12 protein-coding genes, 1 tRNA gene and 1 pseudogene are annotated in these 15,982 nt (G+C 64.3%); all 14 read right to left on the bottom strand.

What is annotated here, in order from left to right; genetic code table 11:
- Window positions 1-224 (bottom strand): GTP-binding protein (locus BMY69_RS19150; RefSeq protein ID WP_255364620.1); only part of this gene is annotated, 224 nt, incomplete at its 3' end.
- 50 nt (window positions 225-274) lie between these two features.
- Window positions 275-2,404: an elongation factor G gene (fusA, locus tag BMY69_RS19145; protein WP_090059097.1), complete on the bottom strand. Its 2,130-nt coding sequence runs from the start codon at window positions 2,402-2,404 to the stop codon at window positions 275-277.
- Window positions 2,405-2,430: 26 nt separating this feature from the next.
- Window positions 2,431-2,898 (bottom strand): 30S ribosomal protein S7, encoded by a 468-nt coding sequence (rpsG, locus tag BMY69_RS19140; RefSeq protein ID WP_090059100.1) that lies wholly within the window; start codon window positions 2,896-2,898, stop codon window positions 2,431-2,433.
- Between the two features lie 16 nt (window positions 2,899-2,914).
- A complete protein-coding gene (rpsL, locus tag BMY69_RS19135) occupies window positions 2,915-3,289 on the bottom strand; it encodes a 30S ribosomal protein S12 (protein WP_036115505.1) in 375 nt (124 codons plus the stop codon).
- Window positions 3,290-3,463: 174 nt separating this feature from the next.
- The gene (rpoC, locus tag BMY69_RS19130; protein ID WP_090181232.1) at window positions 3,464-7,675 is read right to left on the bottom strand and encodes a DNA-directed RNA polymerase subunit beta'; all 4,212 of its coding nucleotides are present in this window, start codon (window positions 7,673-7,675) and stop codon (window positions 3,464-3,466) included.
- Window positions 7,676-7,700: 25 nt separating this feature from the next.
- On the bottom strand, window positions 7,701-11,870 hold the full coding sequence (gene rpoB / locus BMY69_RS19125; RefSeq protein WP_090059104.1) for a DNA-directed RNA polymerase subunit beta: 4,170 nt from the start codon (window positions 11,868-11,870) through the stop codon (window positions 7,701-7,703).
- A gap of 246 nt (window positions 11,871-12,116) precedes the next feature.
- The gene (rplL, locus tag BMY69_RS19120) at window positions 12,117-12,488 is read right to left on the bottom strand and encodes a 50S ribosomal protein L7/L12 (protein WP_090059106.1); all 372 of its coding nucleotides are present in this window, start codon (window positions 12,486-12,488) and stop codon (window positions 12,117-12,119) included.
- A gap of 46 nt (window positions 12,489-12,534) precedes the next feature.
- Window positions 12,535-13,059: a 50S ribosomal protein L10 gene (gene rplJ / locus BMY69_RS19115; protein ID WP_090059109.1), complete on the bottom strand. Its 525-nt coding sequence runs from the start codon at window positions 13,057-13,059 to the stop codon at window positions 12,535-12,537.
- Window positions 13,060-13,399: 340 nt separating this feature from the next.
- A complete protein-coding gene (gene rplA / locus BMY69_RS19110; protein ID WP_090059111.1) occupies window positions 13,400-14,107 on the bottom strand; it encodes a 50S ribosomal protein L1 in 708 nt (235 codons plus the stop codon).
- Window positions 14,108-14,110: 3 nt separating this feature from the next.
- The gene (gene rplK, locus BMY69_RS19105; protein WP_045829444.1) at window positions 14,111-14,539 is read right to left on the bottom strand and encodes a 50S ribosomal protein L11; all 429 of its coding nucleotides are present in this window, start codon (window positions 14,537-14,539) and stop codon (window positions 14,111-14,113) included.
- A gap of 202 nt (window positions 14,540-14,741) precedes the next feature.
- Complete coding sequence (gene nusG / locus BMY69_RS19100; protein ID WP_090059113.1) at window positions 14,742-15,302, bottom strand: transcription termination/antitermination protein NusG; 561 nt, start codon at window positions 15,300-15,302, stop codon at window positions 14,742-14,744.
- A gap of 8 nt (window positions 15,303-15,310) precedes the next feature.
- Entirely contained in the window at window positions 15,311-15,706 is a 396-nt protein-coding gene (gene secE, locus BMY69_RS19095) for a preprotein translocase subunit SecE (protein ID WP_090059115.1), read from the bottom strand.
- A gap of 13 nt (window positions 15,707-15,719) precedes the next feature.
- Window positions 15,720-15,795 (bottom strand) — tRNA-Trp (locus BMY69_RS19090).
- Between the two features lie 93 nt (window positions 15,796-15,888).
- Window positions 15,889-15,982: pseudogene (locus BMY69_RS19085) on the bottom strand (elongation factor Tu); the annotation flags it as partial.

Here is a 15,982-nt window from a genome sequence, read left to right as displayed (position 1 = left end):
CGGGTCGGCGATTCGTATTCCACGTGCGCGGTCGAGATCGTGATGCCGCGCGCCTTCTCTTCCGGCGCCGCGTCGATCGAACCGTAGTCCTTGAACTCGCCGCCGAAACGCTCGGCGCCGATCTTCGTGAGCGCTGCCGTGAGCGTGGTCTTGCCGTGATCGACGTGACCGATGGTGCCGACGTTGACGTGCGGCTTCTTACGCTCGAACTTACCCTTTGCCATGACCTGAAACCTCTGAAAGAACGTTGTGTGTTTTGAAGAAGAAGCCCTTATCAGGACTTCTTCATGACCTCGTCGGCGATATTCTTCGGCGCCGGCTCGTAGTGGTCGAATTCCATCGTGAACGTGGCGCGACCCTGCGTCTGCGAACGGAGCGACGTGGCGTAGCCGAACATCTCACCGAGCGGAATCATCGCGTTGACGGTCTTGCCCGACGGCGTTTCTTCCTGACCGGTCAGCATGCCGCGACGACGCGAGATATCGCCCATCACGTCACCGACGTAGTCTTCCGGCGTCACGACCTCGACCTTCATGATCGGCTCGAGCAGCACCGGCTGCGCCTTCGCGAAGCCCTGCTTGAACGCCATCGACGCGGCGAGCTTGAACGCCATTTCGGACGAGTCGACGTCATGGTACGAACCGAAGACGAGCTTGACCTTCGTGTTCACGACCGGGAAGCCGGCGAGCGGACCCGAGGTGATCGTCTCGCGGAGGCCCTTTTCGACCGACGGGATGAATTCCTTCGGAATCACGCCGCCCGTGATGTCATTGATGAACAGGAAGTCGTCCTTGATCTGCGCGGCGAGCTTCTCGTCGGCACGATCGGCGTCGGTGATCGGGGAGAGCTCGATCACGACGTGACCGTACTGACCCTTACCACCCGACTGCTTGGCGTGCTTGTAGTCCGACTTGACGTCCGACGCCTGGATCGTTTCGCGGTACGCGACCTGCGGCTTGCCGACGTTGGCCTCGACGTTGAACTCGCGACGCATGCGGTCCACCAGGATGTCCAGGTGAAGCTCGCCCATGCCCGAGATGATCGTCTGGCCCGACTCTTCGTCCGTGCGGACGCGGAACGACGGATCTTCCGCGGCCAGACGGCCGAGGGCGATACCCATCTTTTCCTGGTCCGACTTCGTCTTCGGCTCGACCGCCATCGAGATCACCGGCTCCGGGAACGACATGCGCTCGAGGGTGATGATGTGGTCCTGCGCGCACAGCGTGTCACCGGTCGTGACGTCCTTCAGGCCGACCGCCGCGGCGATGTCGCCGGCGCGGACTTCCTTCAGTTCGTGACGCTCGTTGGCGTGCATCTGCAGGATGCGGCCGATGCGCTCCTTCTTCGACTTGACCGGGTTGTACACCTGGTCACCGGCGTTCAGCGTGCCCGAATAGACACGGAAGAACGTCAGCGCGCCGACGAACGGATCGGTCATGATCTTGAACGCGAGCGCCGAGAACGGAGCGTCGTCCTTGGCCGGACGGGTATCCGGCTGCTCGTCTTCGTTGACGCCTTCGACCGGCGGACGATCGATCGGCGACGGCAGCAGGTTCACCACCGCGTCGAGCATCGCCTGGACGCCCTTGTTCTTGAACGCCGTGCCGCAGAAGACCGGAATGATCTCGCTCTTCAGCGTGCGCAGGCGCAGGCCTTCGATGATCTCGGCCTCGGTCAGCTCTTCGCCGCCCAGGTACTTGTCCATCATCTCTTCCGTGGCTTCCGCCGCGGCTTCGATCATGGCCGTACGATCTTCTTCGGCCTTGGCCTGGAGTTCCGCCGGGATGTCGACGTATTCGAACTTCATGCCCTGGGACTCCATGTCCCACTTGATGGCCTTCATCTTGAGGAGATCGACGACGCCTTCGAAGTTGTCTTCGGCGCCGATCGGCACCTGCATCGGCACCGGGTTGGCGGCGAGACGCGACTTCAGCTGGTCGACGACCTTGTAGAAGTTCGCACCCGTGCGGTCCATCTTGTTGACGAACGCGAGGCGCGGAACCTTGTACCGGTTGGCCTGACGCCACACGGTTTCCGACTGCGGCTGCACGCCACCCACGGCGCAGAGCACGAACACCGCACCGTCGAGCACGCGGAGCGAGCGCTCCACTTCGATGGTGAAGTCGACGTGTCCCGGGGTGTCGATGATGTTGAAGCGGTGCTCGGGCAGCGAACGGTCCATGCCCTTCCAGAACGCCGTGGTGGCGGCGGAAGTGATGGTGATACCGCGCTCCTGCTCCTGCTCCATCCAGTCCATCGTCGCGGCACCGTCATGCACCTCGCCAATCTTGTGACTGACGCCGGTGTAGAACAGGATGCGCTCCGTGGTCGTGGTCTTACCGGCATCGATGTGAGCCATGATGCCGAAATTGCGGTAGCGCTCGATGGGCGTAGTGCGTGCCACGGTCTTTCCTCAATCTGAAGCTGTAATTACCAGCGGTAATGCGAGAAGGCCTTGTTGGCCTCCGCCATGCGGTGCGTTTCTTCGCGCTTCTTGACAGCGCCGCCACGGGATTCCGAGGCTTCGAGCAGTTCGGCGGCCAGCTTGCGCGGCATGGACGTCTCGCCGCGCTTGCGCGCCGCGTCGATCACCCAGCGCATGGCAAGCGCCATACGACGGCCCGGACGGACTTCAACCGGCACCTGGTACGTGGCACCGCCGACGCGGCGGGACTTCACCTCGACGGCCGGGGCGATGTTGCCCAGGGCCTTCTCGACGAGCTGCACCGGCTCGGCGTTCTTCTCGCCGATGTGCTGCAGCGCACCGTAGACGATCGCTTCGGCGACGGACTTCTTGCCGGACTTCATCACCATGTTGATGAAGCGGGCGATCAGCTGGCTTCCGTGCTTCGGGTCCGGGAGGACCACACGGGCGGGATGGGAACCTTTACGCGACATAATTCTTGTCCTCTACTCAGCTCTTCGGGCGCTTGGCGCCGTACTTCGAGCGCGACTTGCGACGCTTGGTCACGCCGGCGCAGTCGAGACTGCCGCGAACCGTGTGGTAACGCACACCCGGGAGATCCTTGACGCGACCGCCACGGATCAGGACCACCGAGTGCTCCTGAAGATTGTGACCTTCGCCACCGATGTAGCTGATGACTTCGAAACCGTTGGTGAGGCGCACCTTGGCAACCTTACGCAGCGCCGAGTTCGGCTTCTTCGGGGTGGTCGTATAAACGCGCGTGCAGACCCCGCGGCGCTGCGGGCTGCTCTGCAGGGCCGGCGAGGCGCTCTTGTACGCCTTCGGGCTGCGGGATTTGCGCACCAACTGGTTGACTGTCGTCATGCGAAGCTATTCCTGAGAAACATAAAGGCAGACCGAAAGATCGGTCCGCCAGAGAAACTGTTGTTGACGTGCGCCGCCCGCGAAGCGGACTGGCGCCCATCGTCCCTGAATCCGAACACGAGGCGCCTCCATGCGCCTCATTTCGTATGTACGAGCAAAACCCGTATACGGGCCTTACTCGGCGCTATCGTTGGACCCGGCGGGTGCCTCTTCGAACGTGACGACCGGCGCCGAACCCGAGAGGGTTTCGAGCTCCGAGGCCGTCAGGCCGCCCTGGCTACGACGCGCGGCGTGGTAAGCCAGACCCGTACCCGCAGGGATTAGCCGCCCAACAATAACATTTTCCTTCAGGCCACGCAACGTGTCGCGGGTGCCACGGACCGCCGCCTCGGTGAGGACGCGGGTGGTCTCCTGGAACGAAGCCGCCGAGATGAACGACTCGGTGGCCAGCGACGCCTTGGTGATGCCCAGCAGGACCGATTCGAACTCGGCACGACGCTCGCCCCGGGCTTCGGCGCGATCGTTCTCCTCGTTGATCCGGACGCGCTCGACCTGTTCGCCGCGCAGGTACGTGCTGTCCCCCGCCTCGGTGATCTCGACCTTGCGCAGCATCTGGCGAATGATCGCTTCGATGTGCTTGTCGTTGATCTTCACGCCCTGCAGGCGGTAGACGTCCTGGATTTCCTTGACCAGGTACGACGCCAGCGGCTCGACACCCAGCAGGCGCAGGATGTCGTGCGGATTCGGCTCGCCGTCGACGACCGTCTCGCCCTTCTCCACGTGCTCGCCTTCGAACACGATGACCTGACGCCACTTGGGAATCAGCTCCTCGTGCTCGTTGCCGTCCACGTCCTTGATGATCAGGCGCTGCTTGCCCTTGGTGTCCTTGCCGAAGCTGACGATGCCCGAACGCTCCGCGAGGATCGCCGGCTCCTTCGGCTTGCGGGCTTCGAACAGGTCGGCGACGCGCGGAAGACCACCGGTGATGTCGCGGGTCTTCGACGTTTCCTGCGGGATACGGGCGACGACGTCACCCACGCCCACTTCGGCGCCGTTCTGGATCGAGACGATCGCGCCGGCCGGCAGGAAGTACTGGGCCGCGATGTCGGTGCCCGGCAGCTTGAGCTCGCGGCCCTTGCTGTCTTCCAGGCGGACGATCGGGCGCAGGTCCTTCGCCTGCGTGCCGCGACGCTTCGGATCCGTGACCACCGCCGACTCGAGGCCGGTCAGTTCGTCCGTCTGCGACTGGACGGTCACGCCATCGATGAAGTCGATGAAGCGGACCACACCGGCCACTTCCGTGACGATCGGGTGGGTGTGCGGATCCCAGTTCGCGACGGTCTGGCCGGCCTTCACCGGGTCGCCGTCCTTCACCGTGATCGTCGCGCCGTAAGGCACCTTGTAACGCTCGCGCTCGCGGCCATTGGCATCGATGACGCTCACTTCGCCCGAACGCGAGACGGCGACCAGGTGACCCTGGCTGTGCTCGACCGACTTCAGGTTGTTGAACTTCAGCGCGCCCGTGGTGCGGACCGTGACGTTGTCGACCGCCGCCGCTCGCGATGCCGCACCACCGATGTGGAACGTACGCATCGTCAGCTGGGTACCCGGCTCGCCGATCGACTGAGCGGCGACCACACCCACGGCCTCGCCCATGTTGACCAGGTGACCGCGAGCGAGGTCGCGGCCGTAGCACAGGGCGCACACGCCGTGGCTGGCACGGCAGGTGATCGGCGAGCGGACCTTGATCAGCTGCACGCCGGCCTTGTCGAGCTTGTCGACCAGCGACTCGTCGAGCAGCGTGTCGCGCGTGACGATCGCCTGATCGTCGTCGCCCGGGGCGTAGACGTCTTCGACGACCACGCGGCCGAGCACGCGCTCGCGCAGCGGCTCGACCACGTCGCCGCCTTCCACGATCGGGGACATCAGGATGCCGTCTTCCGTGCCGCAATCGTGCTCGGTGATGACGACGTCCTGCGCCACGTCGACGAGACGACGCGTCAGGTAACCGGAGTTCGCGGTCTTCAGCGCGGTATCCGCGAGGCCCTTACGGGCACCGTGGGTCGAGTTGAAGTACTGCAGGACGTTCAGGCCTTCGCGGAAGTTCGCCTTGATGGGCGTCTCGATGATCGAGCCGTCCGGACGGGCCATCAGGCCGCGCATACCCGCCAGCTGACGAATCTGGGCCGCGCTACCACGCGCGCCCGAGTCCGCCATGATGTAAAGCGAGTTCATGGACTTCTGGTTGACCGTGTTGCCTTCCTGGTCCTGCACCTTCTCCGTGCCGATACCGTCGATCATCGCCTTGGCGACGAGTTCGTTGGTACGCGACCAGATGTCGACCACCTTGTTGTAGCGCTCGCCGGCCGTGACGAGACCCGACTGGTACTGCTCCTGGATCTCGACGACTTCCTTCTCGGCTTCCTCGAGGATGCCCTTCTTCTCGCCCGGGATCTTCATGTCGTCGATGCCGATCGAGATGCCGGCGCGCGTCGCGAAACGGAAGCCGGTGTACATCAGCTTGTCCGCGAACACGACCGATTCCTTCAGGCCGAGGAGACGGTAGCTCTGGTTGATCAGGCGCGAGATGTTCTTCTTGGTCAGCTCGGTGTTGACCAGCGCGAACGGCAGGCCTTCCGGGATGATCTCGGCGAGCAGCGCACGACCCACCGTGGTGTCCACGAGGGCCAGGCGCTCGACGCGCTCGCCATCGACGGTCTCCACGGTGCGCACGCGCACCTTGACCTTGGCGTGCAGCTCGACGGCGCGGTTGTCGTACGCACGGCGCACTTCGCCGACGTTCGCGAACACCATGCCGGCGCCCTTCGCGTTGATCAGCTCGCGCGTCATGTAGTACAGGCCGAGCACGACGTCCTGCGACGGCACGATGATCGGCTCGCCGTTCGCCGGCGACAGGATGTTGTTCGACGACATCATCAGGGCGCGGGCTTCCAGCTGCGCCTCGATCGACAGCGGCACGTGGACGGCCATCTGGTCACCGTCGAAGTCGGCGTTGAACGCCGTGCAGACGAGCGGATGCAGCTGGATCGCCTTGCCTTCGATCAGCACCGGCTCGAACGCCTGGATACCCAGACGGTGCAGGGTCGGCGCGCGGTTGAGCATGACCGGATGCTCGCGGATGACTTCCTCGAGGATGTCCCACACCTGGGCTTCCTCGCGCTCGACGAGCTTCTTCGCGGCCTTGATGGTCGTGGCTTCGCCACGCGCCTGCAGCTTCGCGAAGATGAAGGGCTTGAACAGCTCGAGCGCCATCTTCTTCGGCAGGCCGCACTGGTGCAGGCGCAGCGTCGGGCCGACCACGATGACCGAACGGCCCGAGTAGTCGACGCGCTTGCCGAGCAGGTTCTGACGGAAGCGACCCTGCTTGCCCTTGATCATGTCCGCGAGCGACTTCAGCGCGCGCTTGTTCGTGCCGGTGATGGCACGGCCGCGGCGGCCGTTGTCGAGCAGCGCGTCGACCGACTCCTGCAGCATGCGCTTCTCGTTGCGCACGATGATGTCGGGCGCGGCGAGCTCGAGCAGGCGCTTGAGGCGGTTGTTGCGGTTGATGACGCGGCGGTACAGGTCGTTGAGATCCGACGTCGCGAAACGGCCGCCGTCCAGCGGGACGAGCGGACGCAGGTCGGGCGGCAGCACCGGCAGGACGGTGAGCACCATCCATTCCGGCTTGTTGCCCGACTCGAGGAACGCCTCGATCAGCTTCACGCGCTTGGTGAGGCGCTTGAGCTTGGTCTCGGAATTCGTCGACGCGATCTCTTCCTTCAGGCGAATGACTTCGCCCGGGAGGTCGAGGCTCTTGAGCAGTTCGTAGACGGCCTCGGCACCCATGCGGGCGTCGAACTCGTCGCCGTGCTCTTCGGTCGCTTCCAGGTACTGGTCTTCGCTGAGCAGCTGGCCGCGCTCGAGCGCGGTCAGGCCCGGATCGATCACGACGAAGGCTTCGAAGTACAGGATGCGCTCGATGTCACGCAGCGTCATGTCCAGCATGAGGCCGATGCGCGACGGCAGCGACTTCAGGAACCAGATGTGCGCCGTCGGGCTGGCGAGCTCGATGTGGCCCATGCGCTCGCGACGGACCTTGGCCAGCGTGACCTCGGTGCCGCACTTCTCGCAGACGACGCCGCGATGCTTCATGCGCTTGTACTTGCCGCACAGGCATTCGTAGTCCTTGATGGGACCGAAAATGGCCGCGCAGAACAGACCGTCACGCTCGGGCTTGAACGTGCGGTAGTTGATGGTTTCCGGCTTCTTCACTTCGCCGTACGACCACGACCGGATCAGCTCCGGCGAAGCCAGAGCGATCTTGATCGCGTCGAAGTCCAGCGTCTGTCGCTGCTGGTTGAACAGATCGAGCAGGTCTTTCATGCGTAATCTCCGGTAGCCGCGACGATCACTTGATCTCTTCGAGTTCGATGTCGATACCGAGCGAGCGGATTTCCTTCACGAGCACGTTGAAGGACTCCGGCATGCCTGCGGCCATTTCGTGGTTGCCGTCCACAATGTTCTTGTACATCTGGTTGCGACCCTGCACGTCGTCCGACTTGACGGTCAGCATTTCCTGCAGGGTGTACGCCGCGCCGTAGGCTTCCAGCGCCCAGACTTCCATTTCGCCGAAGCGCTGGCCGCCGAACTGCGCCTTGCCGCCCAGCGGCTGCTGGGTGACGAGCGAGTACGGACCGGTCGAACGCGCGTGCATCTTGTCGTCGACGAGGTGGTTCAGCTTCAGCATGTGCATGTAGCCGACGGTGACCGGGCGATCGAACGCCTCGCCGGTGCGGCCGTCGTACAGCGTGGTCTGGCCCGACTCGGGAAGACCCGCCAGCTTCAGCATGTGCTTGATCTCGGTTTCCTCGGCGCCGTCGAACACCGGCGTCGCCATCGGCACGCCGTCGCGCAGGTTGTCGGCCAGCTGGACGATCTCGGCGTCCGACATCGACTTGAGGTCGACGTGGCGCACCGCGCCTTCCGCACCGGCGTTGCCGTGGTTGTAGACCTCGTCGAGGAACTCGCGCAGCTTCGCGGGCTTCTCGTTCGCCTCGATCATGGCCGAGATCTTGTGACCCAGGCCCTTCGCCGCCCAGCCGAGGTGAACCTCGAGGATCTGGCCGATGTTCATACGCGAAGGCACGCCCAGCGGGTTCAGGCAGATGTCGACCGGACGACCGTCGGCGGAGAACGGCATGTCCTCGACCGGCACGATCATCGACACGACACCCTTGTTGCCGTGGCGGCCGGCCATCTTGTCGCCCGGCTGGATGCGGCGCTTGACGGCCAGGTAGACCTTGACCATCTTGAGCACGCCCGGCGCGAGGTCGTCGCCCTGGGTGATCTTGCCCTGCTTCTCCTTGAAGCGCTTGTCGAAGGCCTCGCGATGACGCTTGACCTGGTCGGCCGCGCGCTCGAGGAACTCCGAGACTTCCTCTTCCTTGACGTTGATCTTGAACCAGTCGTCCTTCTTCAGCGTGTCGAGGTACGCGTCGTCGATGACCGTGCCACGCTTCAGGCCGCCCGGGCCGCTCATCGCGGACTTGCCGACGAGCTGGGCGCGCATGCGCGCGTAGATCGCACCTTCGAGGATGCGGAACTGGTCGTCGAGATCCTTGCGGATACGCTTCAGCTCGGTCTCTTCGATCTGCTTGGCGCGCTTGTCCTTCTCGATGCCGTCGCGGGTGAAGACCTGCACGTCGATGACGTTGCCGTCCATGCCCGGGGGCACGCGCAGCGAGCTGTCCTTCACGTCCGAGGCCTTCTCGCCGAAGATCGCGCGGAGCAGCTTCTCTTCCGGCGTGAGCTGGCTCTCGCCCTTCGGCGTGACCTTGCCCACGAGGATGTCGCCGGCCTTCACTTCCGCACCGATGTACACGATGCCGGACTCGTCGAGACGGGCGAGCGCCTGCTCGCCGACGTTCGGGATGTCGGCCGTGATTTCCTCGGCGCCGAGCTTCGTGTCGCGGGCGATGCAGGTCATCTCCTCGATGTGGATCGAGGTGTAGCGATCTTCCTGGACCACGCGCTCGGAGATCAGGATCGAGTCTTCGAAGTTGTAGCCGTTCCACGGCATGAACGCGACGAGCATGTTCTGGCCGAGCGCGAGCTCGCCCAGGTCGGTCGAGGAACCGTCCGCCAGCGTGTCGCCCACCGCCACCACGTCACCGACGTTCACCAGCGGACGCTGGTTGAGGTTGGTGTTCTGGTTGGAGCGGGTGTACTTCGTCAGCGTGTAGATATCCACGCCGGCGTCGTTCTCATCCACTTCCGCTTCGTTCACGCGCACGACGATACGGGCGGCATCGACCTGGTCGATGACACCGCCGCGCTTGGCGGACACGGTGACGCCCGAGTCGCGCGCCACGGCGCGCTCGATGCCCGTGCCGACGAGCGGCTTCTGGCTGCGCAGGGTCGGGACGGCCTGGCGCTGCATGTTCGCGCCCATCAGCGCGCGGTTCGCGTCATCGTGCTCGAGGAACGGCACGAGCGCCGCCGCGACCGACACGGTCTGCATCGGCGAGACGTCCATGTAGTTGATCTCGGACGACGGACGCAGCTCCGACTCGCCGCGGAAGCGGCACGACACGAAGTCTTCCAGGAACTTGCCGTCCTTCGACAGGGGCGAGTTCGCCTGGGCGATCACGTGGTCGCCTTCCTCGATCGCGGAGAGGTAATCGACCTTGTCGGTCACCTTGCCGTTCTCGACCTTGCGGTACGGCGTCTCGAGGAAGCCGTAGGTGTTGGTGCGCGCGTAGACGGCGAGCGAGTTGATCAGGCCGATGTTCGGGCCTTCCGGCGTTTCGATCGTGCAGACGCGGCCGTAGTGGGTCGGGTGGACGTCGCGGACTTCGAAGCCGGCGCGCTCGCGCGTCAGGCCGCCCGGTCCGAGCGCCGACACGCGGCGCTTGTGGGTCACTTCGGACAGCGGGTTGTTCTGGTCCATGAACTGCGAGAGCTGCGACGAACCGAAGAACTCCTTCACCGCCGCCGCGACCGGCTTGGCGTTGATCAGTTCCTGCGGGGTCAGGCCCTCGGACTCGGCCAGCGACAGGCGCTCGCGAACCGCGCGCTCGACGCGGACGAGACCGATGCGGAAGGTGTTCTCCGCCATTTCGCCGACCGAACGCACGCGGCGGTTACCAAGATGGTCGATATCGTCGACCGTGCCGGTGCCGTTGCGGATGTCGATCAGGACGCGCAGCACGTCGAGGATGTCCGACGTCTCGCCCTGCTCGGCGACCAGACGCTGGCTCTCCTCTTCCTTGCGCTCCGCGAAGTACTTGTAGTCGTACAGCACGCCCGGACCGATGACGTCCTTGCGGCCGACGCGACGGTTGAACTTCATGCGGCCGACGGCCGAGAGGTCGTAACGGTCGAAGGTGAAGAACAGATTGAAGAACAGGTTCTGCGCGGCGTCCTTGGTCGGCGGCTCGCCCGGACGCATCATCCGGTAGATCTCGACCAGGGCCTCGAGCTGCGTGCGCGTGTTGTCGATGCGCAGCGTGTTCGAGATGTACGCGCCACGATCGAGGTCGTTGACGTACAGCGTCGGCACGGTCTCGATGCCGCCCTTGCGCAGGCGCTCGAGGTGCTCGGCGGTCAGCTCGTCGTTGGCCGCGGCGATGATCTCGCCGGTGTCCTTGTCGATCATGTCGATCGCGACGATGCGGCCGACCGGATAGTCTTCCGGCACTTCGAGCGTCGTGATCTTCTCGTTCGCCAGCTGGCGGACGTGGCGCGCGGTGATGCGCTTGCCGGCTTCGACCAGCACCTTGCCGTCGACCACAAGGTCGAACGAGAGGGTTTCACCACGCAGGCGCTCGGCGACGAGGTCGAGCGTGACGGTGCCCTTCTTGCCGAGATGGAAGACGTTGTGCTCGAAGAAGATGCTGAGCATCTCTTCGTTCGTGTAGCCGAGCGCGCGCAGCAGCACGGTCACCGGCAGCTTGCGGCGACGGTCGATACGCGTGAACAGGGCGTCCTTCGGGTCGAACTCGAAGTCGAGCCACGAACCACGGTAAGGAATGACGCGCGCGGAGAAGAGCAGCTTGCCCGAGCTATGCGTCTTGCCGCGGTCGTGATCGAAGAACACGCCCGGCGAACGGTGCAGCTGCGAGACGATGACGCGCTCGGTGCCGTTGATGATGAAGGTGCCGGTGTCGGTCATGAGCGGGATCTCGCCCATGTAGACCTCCTGCTCCTTGACGTACTTCACGGCCTTCTTCGAGGCCGGGCTGTCCTTGTCGTAGATGACCAGGCGGACGGTCGTGCGCAGCGGCGCGCCGAACGTCATGCCGCGGTTGCGGCACTCGCGCTCGTCGAACGCCGGCTCGCCGAGCCGGTAATCCACGTATTCGAGGGCGGCGTTGCCGGAGTAGCTGGAAATCGGGAACACCGACTTCAGGGCGGCGTGCAGGCCCTTGTCTTCACGCTGCTTGGAGTTGACCTGCTCCTGCAGGAATTCCTTGTACGAGTCGGTCTGGATCGTCAGCAGGTTGGGCACGCCCAGCACGGGCGGACGCTTGCCGAAATCCTTACGGATGCGCTTCTTCTCGGTAAACGAGTAGGTCATGGTGGGTACCGCCTCGGTTCTCAGTGGCGCCGGCGATGCACGCGCCGGCTAAATGGTGAATCGAAAATCGGAGATCGGGATTCGAACCGCGGAGCCCGTCGAGGCGCTCTCGAATCGCGATGTCCCATTTCCGACGGAACGGACATGGAACGTGGAACGTGGCCTTCGGGAACGGCCAAAGCCCGGGGACTTACGCCCCCGGGCTCACTTGACGCTATGTCGAACAACCGGCGCGCAAGGCGCCGATTACTTCAGTTCGACCGTGGCGCCCGCAGCTTCGAGATCCTTCTTGAACTTGTCGGCATCTTCCTTCGAAGCCGCTTCCTTCACGACGCCGCCGGCCTCGGTGAGGTCCTTGGCTTCCTTCAGGCCCAGGCCCGTGATGGCGCGGACGGCCTTGATCACGTCGACCTTCTTGTCGCCAGCGGACTTCAGGATGACGTCGAATTCGGTCTGCGCTTCGGCAGCCGGGCCAGCAGCGGCCGGGCCAGCGACGGCGACCGGAGCGGCGGCCGAGACGCCGAAGGTGTCTTCGATCGACTTCACCAGCTCCATGATTTCCATCAGGGACTTGGCCTTGATGGCTTCGACGATCTGTTCGGTGGTCAGGGTGGACATTGTTTCTTACCTTCTGAAATAGGGTCGTATGGAAATAGGTCGACGATCAGGCTTCAGCGGGGGCTTCGGCGGCGACTTCGCCACCACCCTGCTTCTCGCCAACAGCCTTGACAGCGCGCGCGAACATCGTGACCGGCTCGTTGAGGACGCGAGCCAGCATGGCCAGCGCTTCCTGACGGGTCGGCAGCGAGGCAAGCACGTCGACGTGGGCGGCCGGAAGGAGCTTGCCTTCCACGGACACGACCTTCGTCTTGAGCTTGTCGTTGGTCTTCGCGAATTCCTTGATCAGGCGGCCAGCGGCGCCCGGTTCCTCGGTCGAGAACGCATAGAGCAGCGGACCGACGAGAGCGTCCTTGACGATCTCGAATTCGGTACCGGCCACGGCGCGTGCGGCGAGGGTGTTCTTGACGACTTTCAGGAACACGCCCGTTTCACGAGCCTTCTTGCGCATCTCGGTCATCTGGGAGACCGTGGTGCCCGCGTATTCGGCGGCGACCAAGGAGTGAGCCTTCGCGGCGACTTCTGCCAGCTCGGCGACTACTTCTTGCTTCTGGGACAGATTGAGAGCCATTGCACTCCTCCAATTGAACTCCGCTCACGACTCCTGCCGCTTGCGGTCCTGGGCGACATCGTCCTGACGTCGGGGACGGGAACGTCCCGGGTGGTGGCCTTTCCAGATTCGAAACGAATTCCAGAAGGGGCTGCACCATCTACGCAGGCTGGATCGATGAAGGCATCCGATTAAGCGAACCCGCTGCCGACGACGGCGTTTCCATGCCAACACGAGCTCCCTGCTCGTCGCCGTCGCGCGCTGCTCGCGCCTACGGTCTTTGACGGCTGCCCCGGCATTTCAACCGGGGCTGCCCTCAAAAACGTGCCCTCGCCGGACTTGCCGGCGAGGGTCGTAACACTTACTTGGCCGAGGTGTTCACGGTCGAGGTATCGACCGGCACGCCCACGCCCATGGTGCTCGACAGCGAGACCTTCTGGATGTACTGACCCTTCGCGGCGGCCGGCTTGGCCTTCAGCAGATCGGAGATCAGCGCATTCAGGTTGTCCGCCAGCTGGGCGGCTTCGAAGCTCGCCTTGCCGATGGTGGCGTGGATGATGCCGCCCTTGTCGTTACGGAACTTGACCTGGCCGGCCTTAGCGTTCTTGACGGCCGTGACGACGTCGGCGGTGACCGAGCCATCCTTCGGGTTCGGCATCAGGCCACGGGGACCGAGCACCTGACCGAGCTTACCGACGACGCGCATGGCGTCCGGCGTCGCGATGACGCGGCCGTAGTTCAGATCGCCAGCGGCCATCTTCTCGGCGAGGTCGTCCATACCGACGGCGTCGGCGCCCGCCGCGAGAGCGGCGTCAGCCTTCTCGCCGGCCGGCACGAACACGGCGACGCGGACGGTCTTGCCGGTGCCGTGCGGCAGCAGCGACGAACCGCGGACGCCCTGGTCGGACTTCTTCGCGTCGATGCCCAGACGGACGGACACGTCGACCGACTCGGCGAACTTCGCCTTGGCGTTGTCCTTGACGATCTTCAGCGCTTCGTCGAGACCGTAGGTCTTGCCGGGCTGGACGGCGGCCGAGGCGGCCTTCATACGCTTGGTGAGCTTTGCCATGTCTTAACCCTCCACCACCAGACCCATGGAACGCGCGCTGCCGGCGATCGTACGCACGGCGGCATCGAGATCGGCAGCCGTGAGATCCGGCTCCTTCTGCTTCGCGATTTCCTCGAGCTGGGCGCGGGTGACCTTGCCCACCTTGTCGGTGTTCGGCTTCTGCGAGCCCTTGGCCACGCCCGTGATCTTCTTGAGGAGGATCGAGGCCGGCGGGGTCTTCGTGATGAAGGTGAAGGTACGGTCCGAGTAGGCCGTGATCACGACCGGGATCGGAAGACCCGGCTCGAGCTTCTGCGTGGCGGCATTGAACGCCTTGCAGAACTCCATGATGTTCAGGCCGCGCTGACCGAGCGCCGGACCGACCGGCGGCGAGGGGTTGGCCTGACCGGCCTTCACCTGCAACTTGATGTAACCAATGACTTTCTTTGCCATGTATGTTTCCTCGCGAGTGCTGTCGCCTTGCGGCTCCTCGCTGTAGACCGTCCCTGGGGGTGGTGGATCCGCGCCTGCGGACCCCTTAAACACGGACACGCCGGAGCACAAAGCTCCAGCGTGAACCGGGCATTATAGGCTCCTCACACGGTCTATGCAAACCCCGTGCCGGGAGGGGTCGGCCGGGGCCGACCGGGGAGTCTTACGCCTTCTCCACCTGGCCGAATTCGAGCTCGACCGGGGTGGAACGACCGAAGATGAGCACCGCGACGCGCAGGCGGCTCTTCTCGTAATTGACCTCTTCGACGACGCCGTTGAAGTCGTTGAACGGACCATCGGTGACGCGGACCATCTCGCCCGGCTCGAAGAGGACCTTCGGACGCGGCTTCTCGACACCTTCGCGGACGCGGCTCAGGATGGCATCGGCCTCGCTGTCGCGGATCGGGTGCGGACGGTCGGCGGTGCCGCCGATGAACCCCATGACCTTCGGGGTTTCCTTGACCAGGTGCCAGCACTCGTCGTCGATACGCGGGGTCTTGCCGCTCGTATCCGTTTCGATCTGGACCAGGACGTAACCGGGGAAGAACTTGCGCTCGCTGCGGCGCTTCTGGCCGCCGCGCATTTCGATGACTTCCTCGGTCGGAACCAGGATTTCGCCGAACTTCTCTTCCATGCCCTCGCGCTTGACGCGCTCGTCGAGGGCCTTGCGAACCTGCTGTTCGAACCCGGAGTAGGCGTGAACCACGTACCAGCGCTTGCTCATGCCTTACCTCAATGTCCGAGCTTCAGCAGCCAATCGAGCACGACCGTCTTCAACAACCAGTCGATGAGCCCCATCAGCAGCGAAAGGATGATGACGACCACGATGATGACACCGGTCGTCTTCAGGGTTTCGTCGCGCGACGGCCAGACCACCTTGCGCAATTCGAACTGCGATTCGGCGATGAAGCCACGCAGACGACGGCCGGGCGCGGTAAAGGCACCGATCGCCATGGCGGCCGCGACAGCCACGATAACGCCGACGACGCGCGCGAACGACGGCACGCTGGGGTTATCGCTGAAATAGTAGAAACCGACGATGCCTGCGGCGAGCACGACCAGCGCAAGCGCCAGCTTGCCGATATCGGCCGGGCCCAGACCCTTGGCTTCTTGTGCCTTCGTATTCATGCGCACTCAGGAGTGGCACGCCAGGAGGGACTCGAACCCCCAACCTGCGGTTTTGGAGACCGCTGCTCTGCCAATTGAGCTACTGGCGTACAGGTGAAACAGTGGAACCGCGAGAGCGGGCGACCGATGGCCGACCCGCCTCGCGACCGGGTGCCGGCCCCGAAGGACCGGCATCGCTTGTCTTACTTGATGATCTTCGACACCACGCCGGCGCCGACGGTGCGGCCGCCTTCGCGGATCGCGAAGCGCAGACCTTCGTCCATCGCGATCGGGAAA

It is taken from the genome of Luteibacter sp. UNC138MFCol5.1, assembly GCF_900110505.1.
Taxonomy (GTDB): domain Bacteria; phylum Pseudomonadota; class Gammaproteobacteria; order Xanthomonadales; family Rhodanobacteraceae; genus Luteibacter.
Note: the sequence above shows the minus strand (reverse complement) of the source record. Positions and strands in the feature narration are given on the sequence as shown.

Bases quoted from the DNA above. Each gene is read 5' to 3' on its own strand.
- nusG (WP_090059113.1), bottom strand. From the start codon at position 15,302: ATGAGCAAGCGCTGGTACGTGGTTCACGCCTACTCCGGGTTCGAACAG.
- rpsG (WP_090059100.1), bottom strand. From the start codon at position 2,898: ATGTCGCGTAAAGGTTCCCATCCCGCCCGTGTGGTCCTCCCGGACCCG.
- rplL (WP_090059106.1), bottom strand. From the start codon at position 12,488: ATGTCCACCCTGACCACCGAACAGATCGTCGAAGCCATCAAGGCCAAG.
- rplA (WP_090059111.1), bottom strand. From the start codon at position 14,107: ATGGCAAAGCTCACCAAGCGTATGAAGGCCGCCTCGGCCGCCGTCCAG.
- rpsL (WP_036115505.1), bottom strand. From the start codon at position 3,289: ATGACGACAGTCAACCAGTTGGTGCGCAAATCCCGCAGCCCGAAGGCG.
- rplJ (WP_090059109.1), bottom strand. From the start codon at position 13,059: ATGGCTCTCAATCTGTCCCAGAAGCAAGAAGTAGTCGCCGAGCTGGCA.
- secE (WP_090059115.1), bottom strand. From the start codon at position 15,706: ATGAATACGAAGGCACAAGAAGCCAAGGGTCTGGGCCCGGCCGATATC.
- rpoC (WP_090181232.1), bottom strand. From the start codon at position 7,675: ATGAAAGACCTGCTCGATCTGTTCAACCAGCAGCGACAGACGCTGGAC.
- rplK (WP_045829444.1), bottom strand. From the start codon at position 14,539: ATGGCAAAGAAAGTCATTGGTTACATCAAGTTGCAGGTGAAGGCCGGT.
- rpoB (WP_090059104.1), bottom strand. From the start codon at position 11,870: ATGACCTACTCGTTTACCGAGAAGAAGCGCATCCGTAAGGATTTCGGC.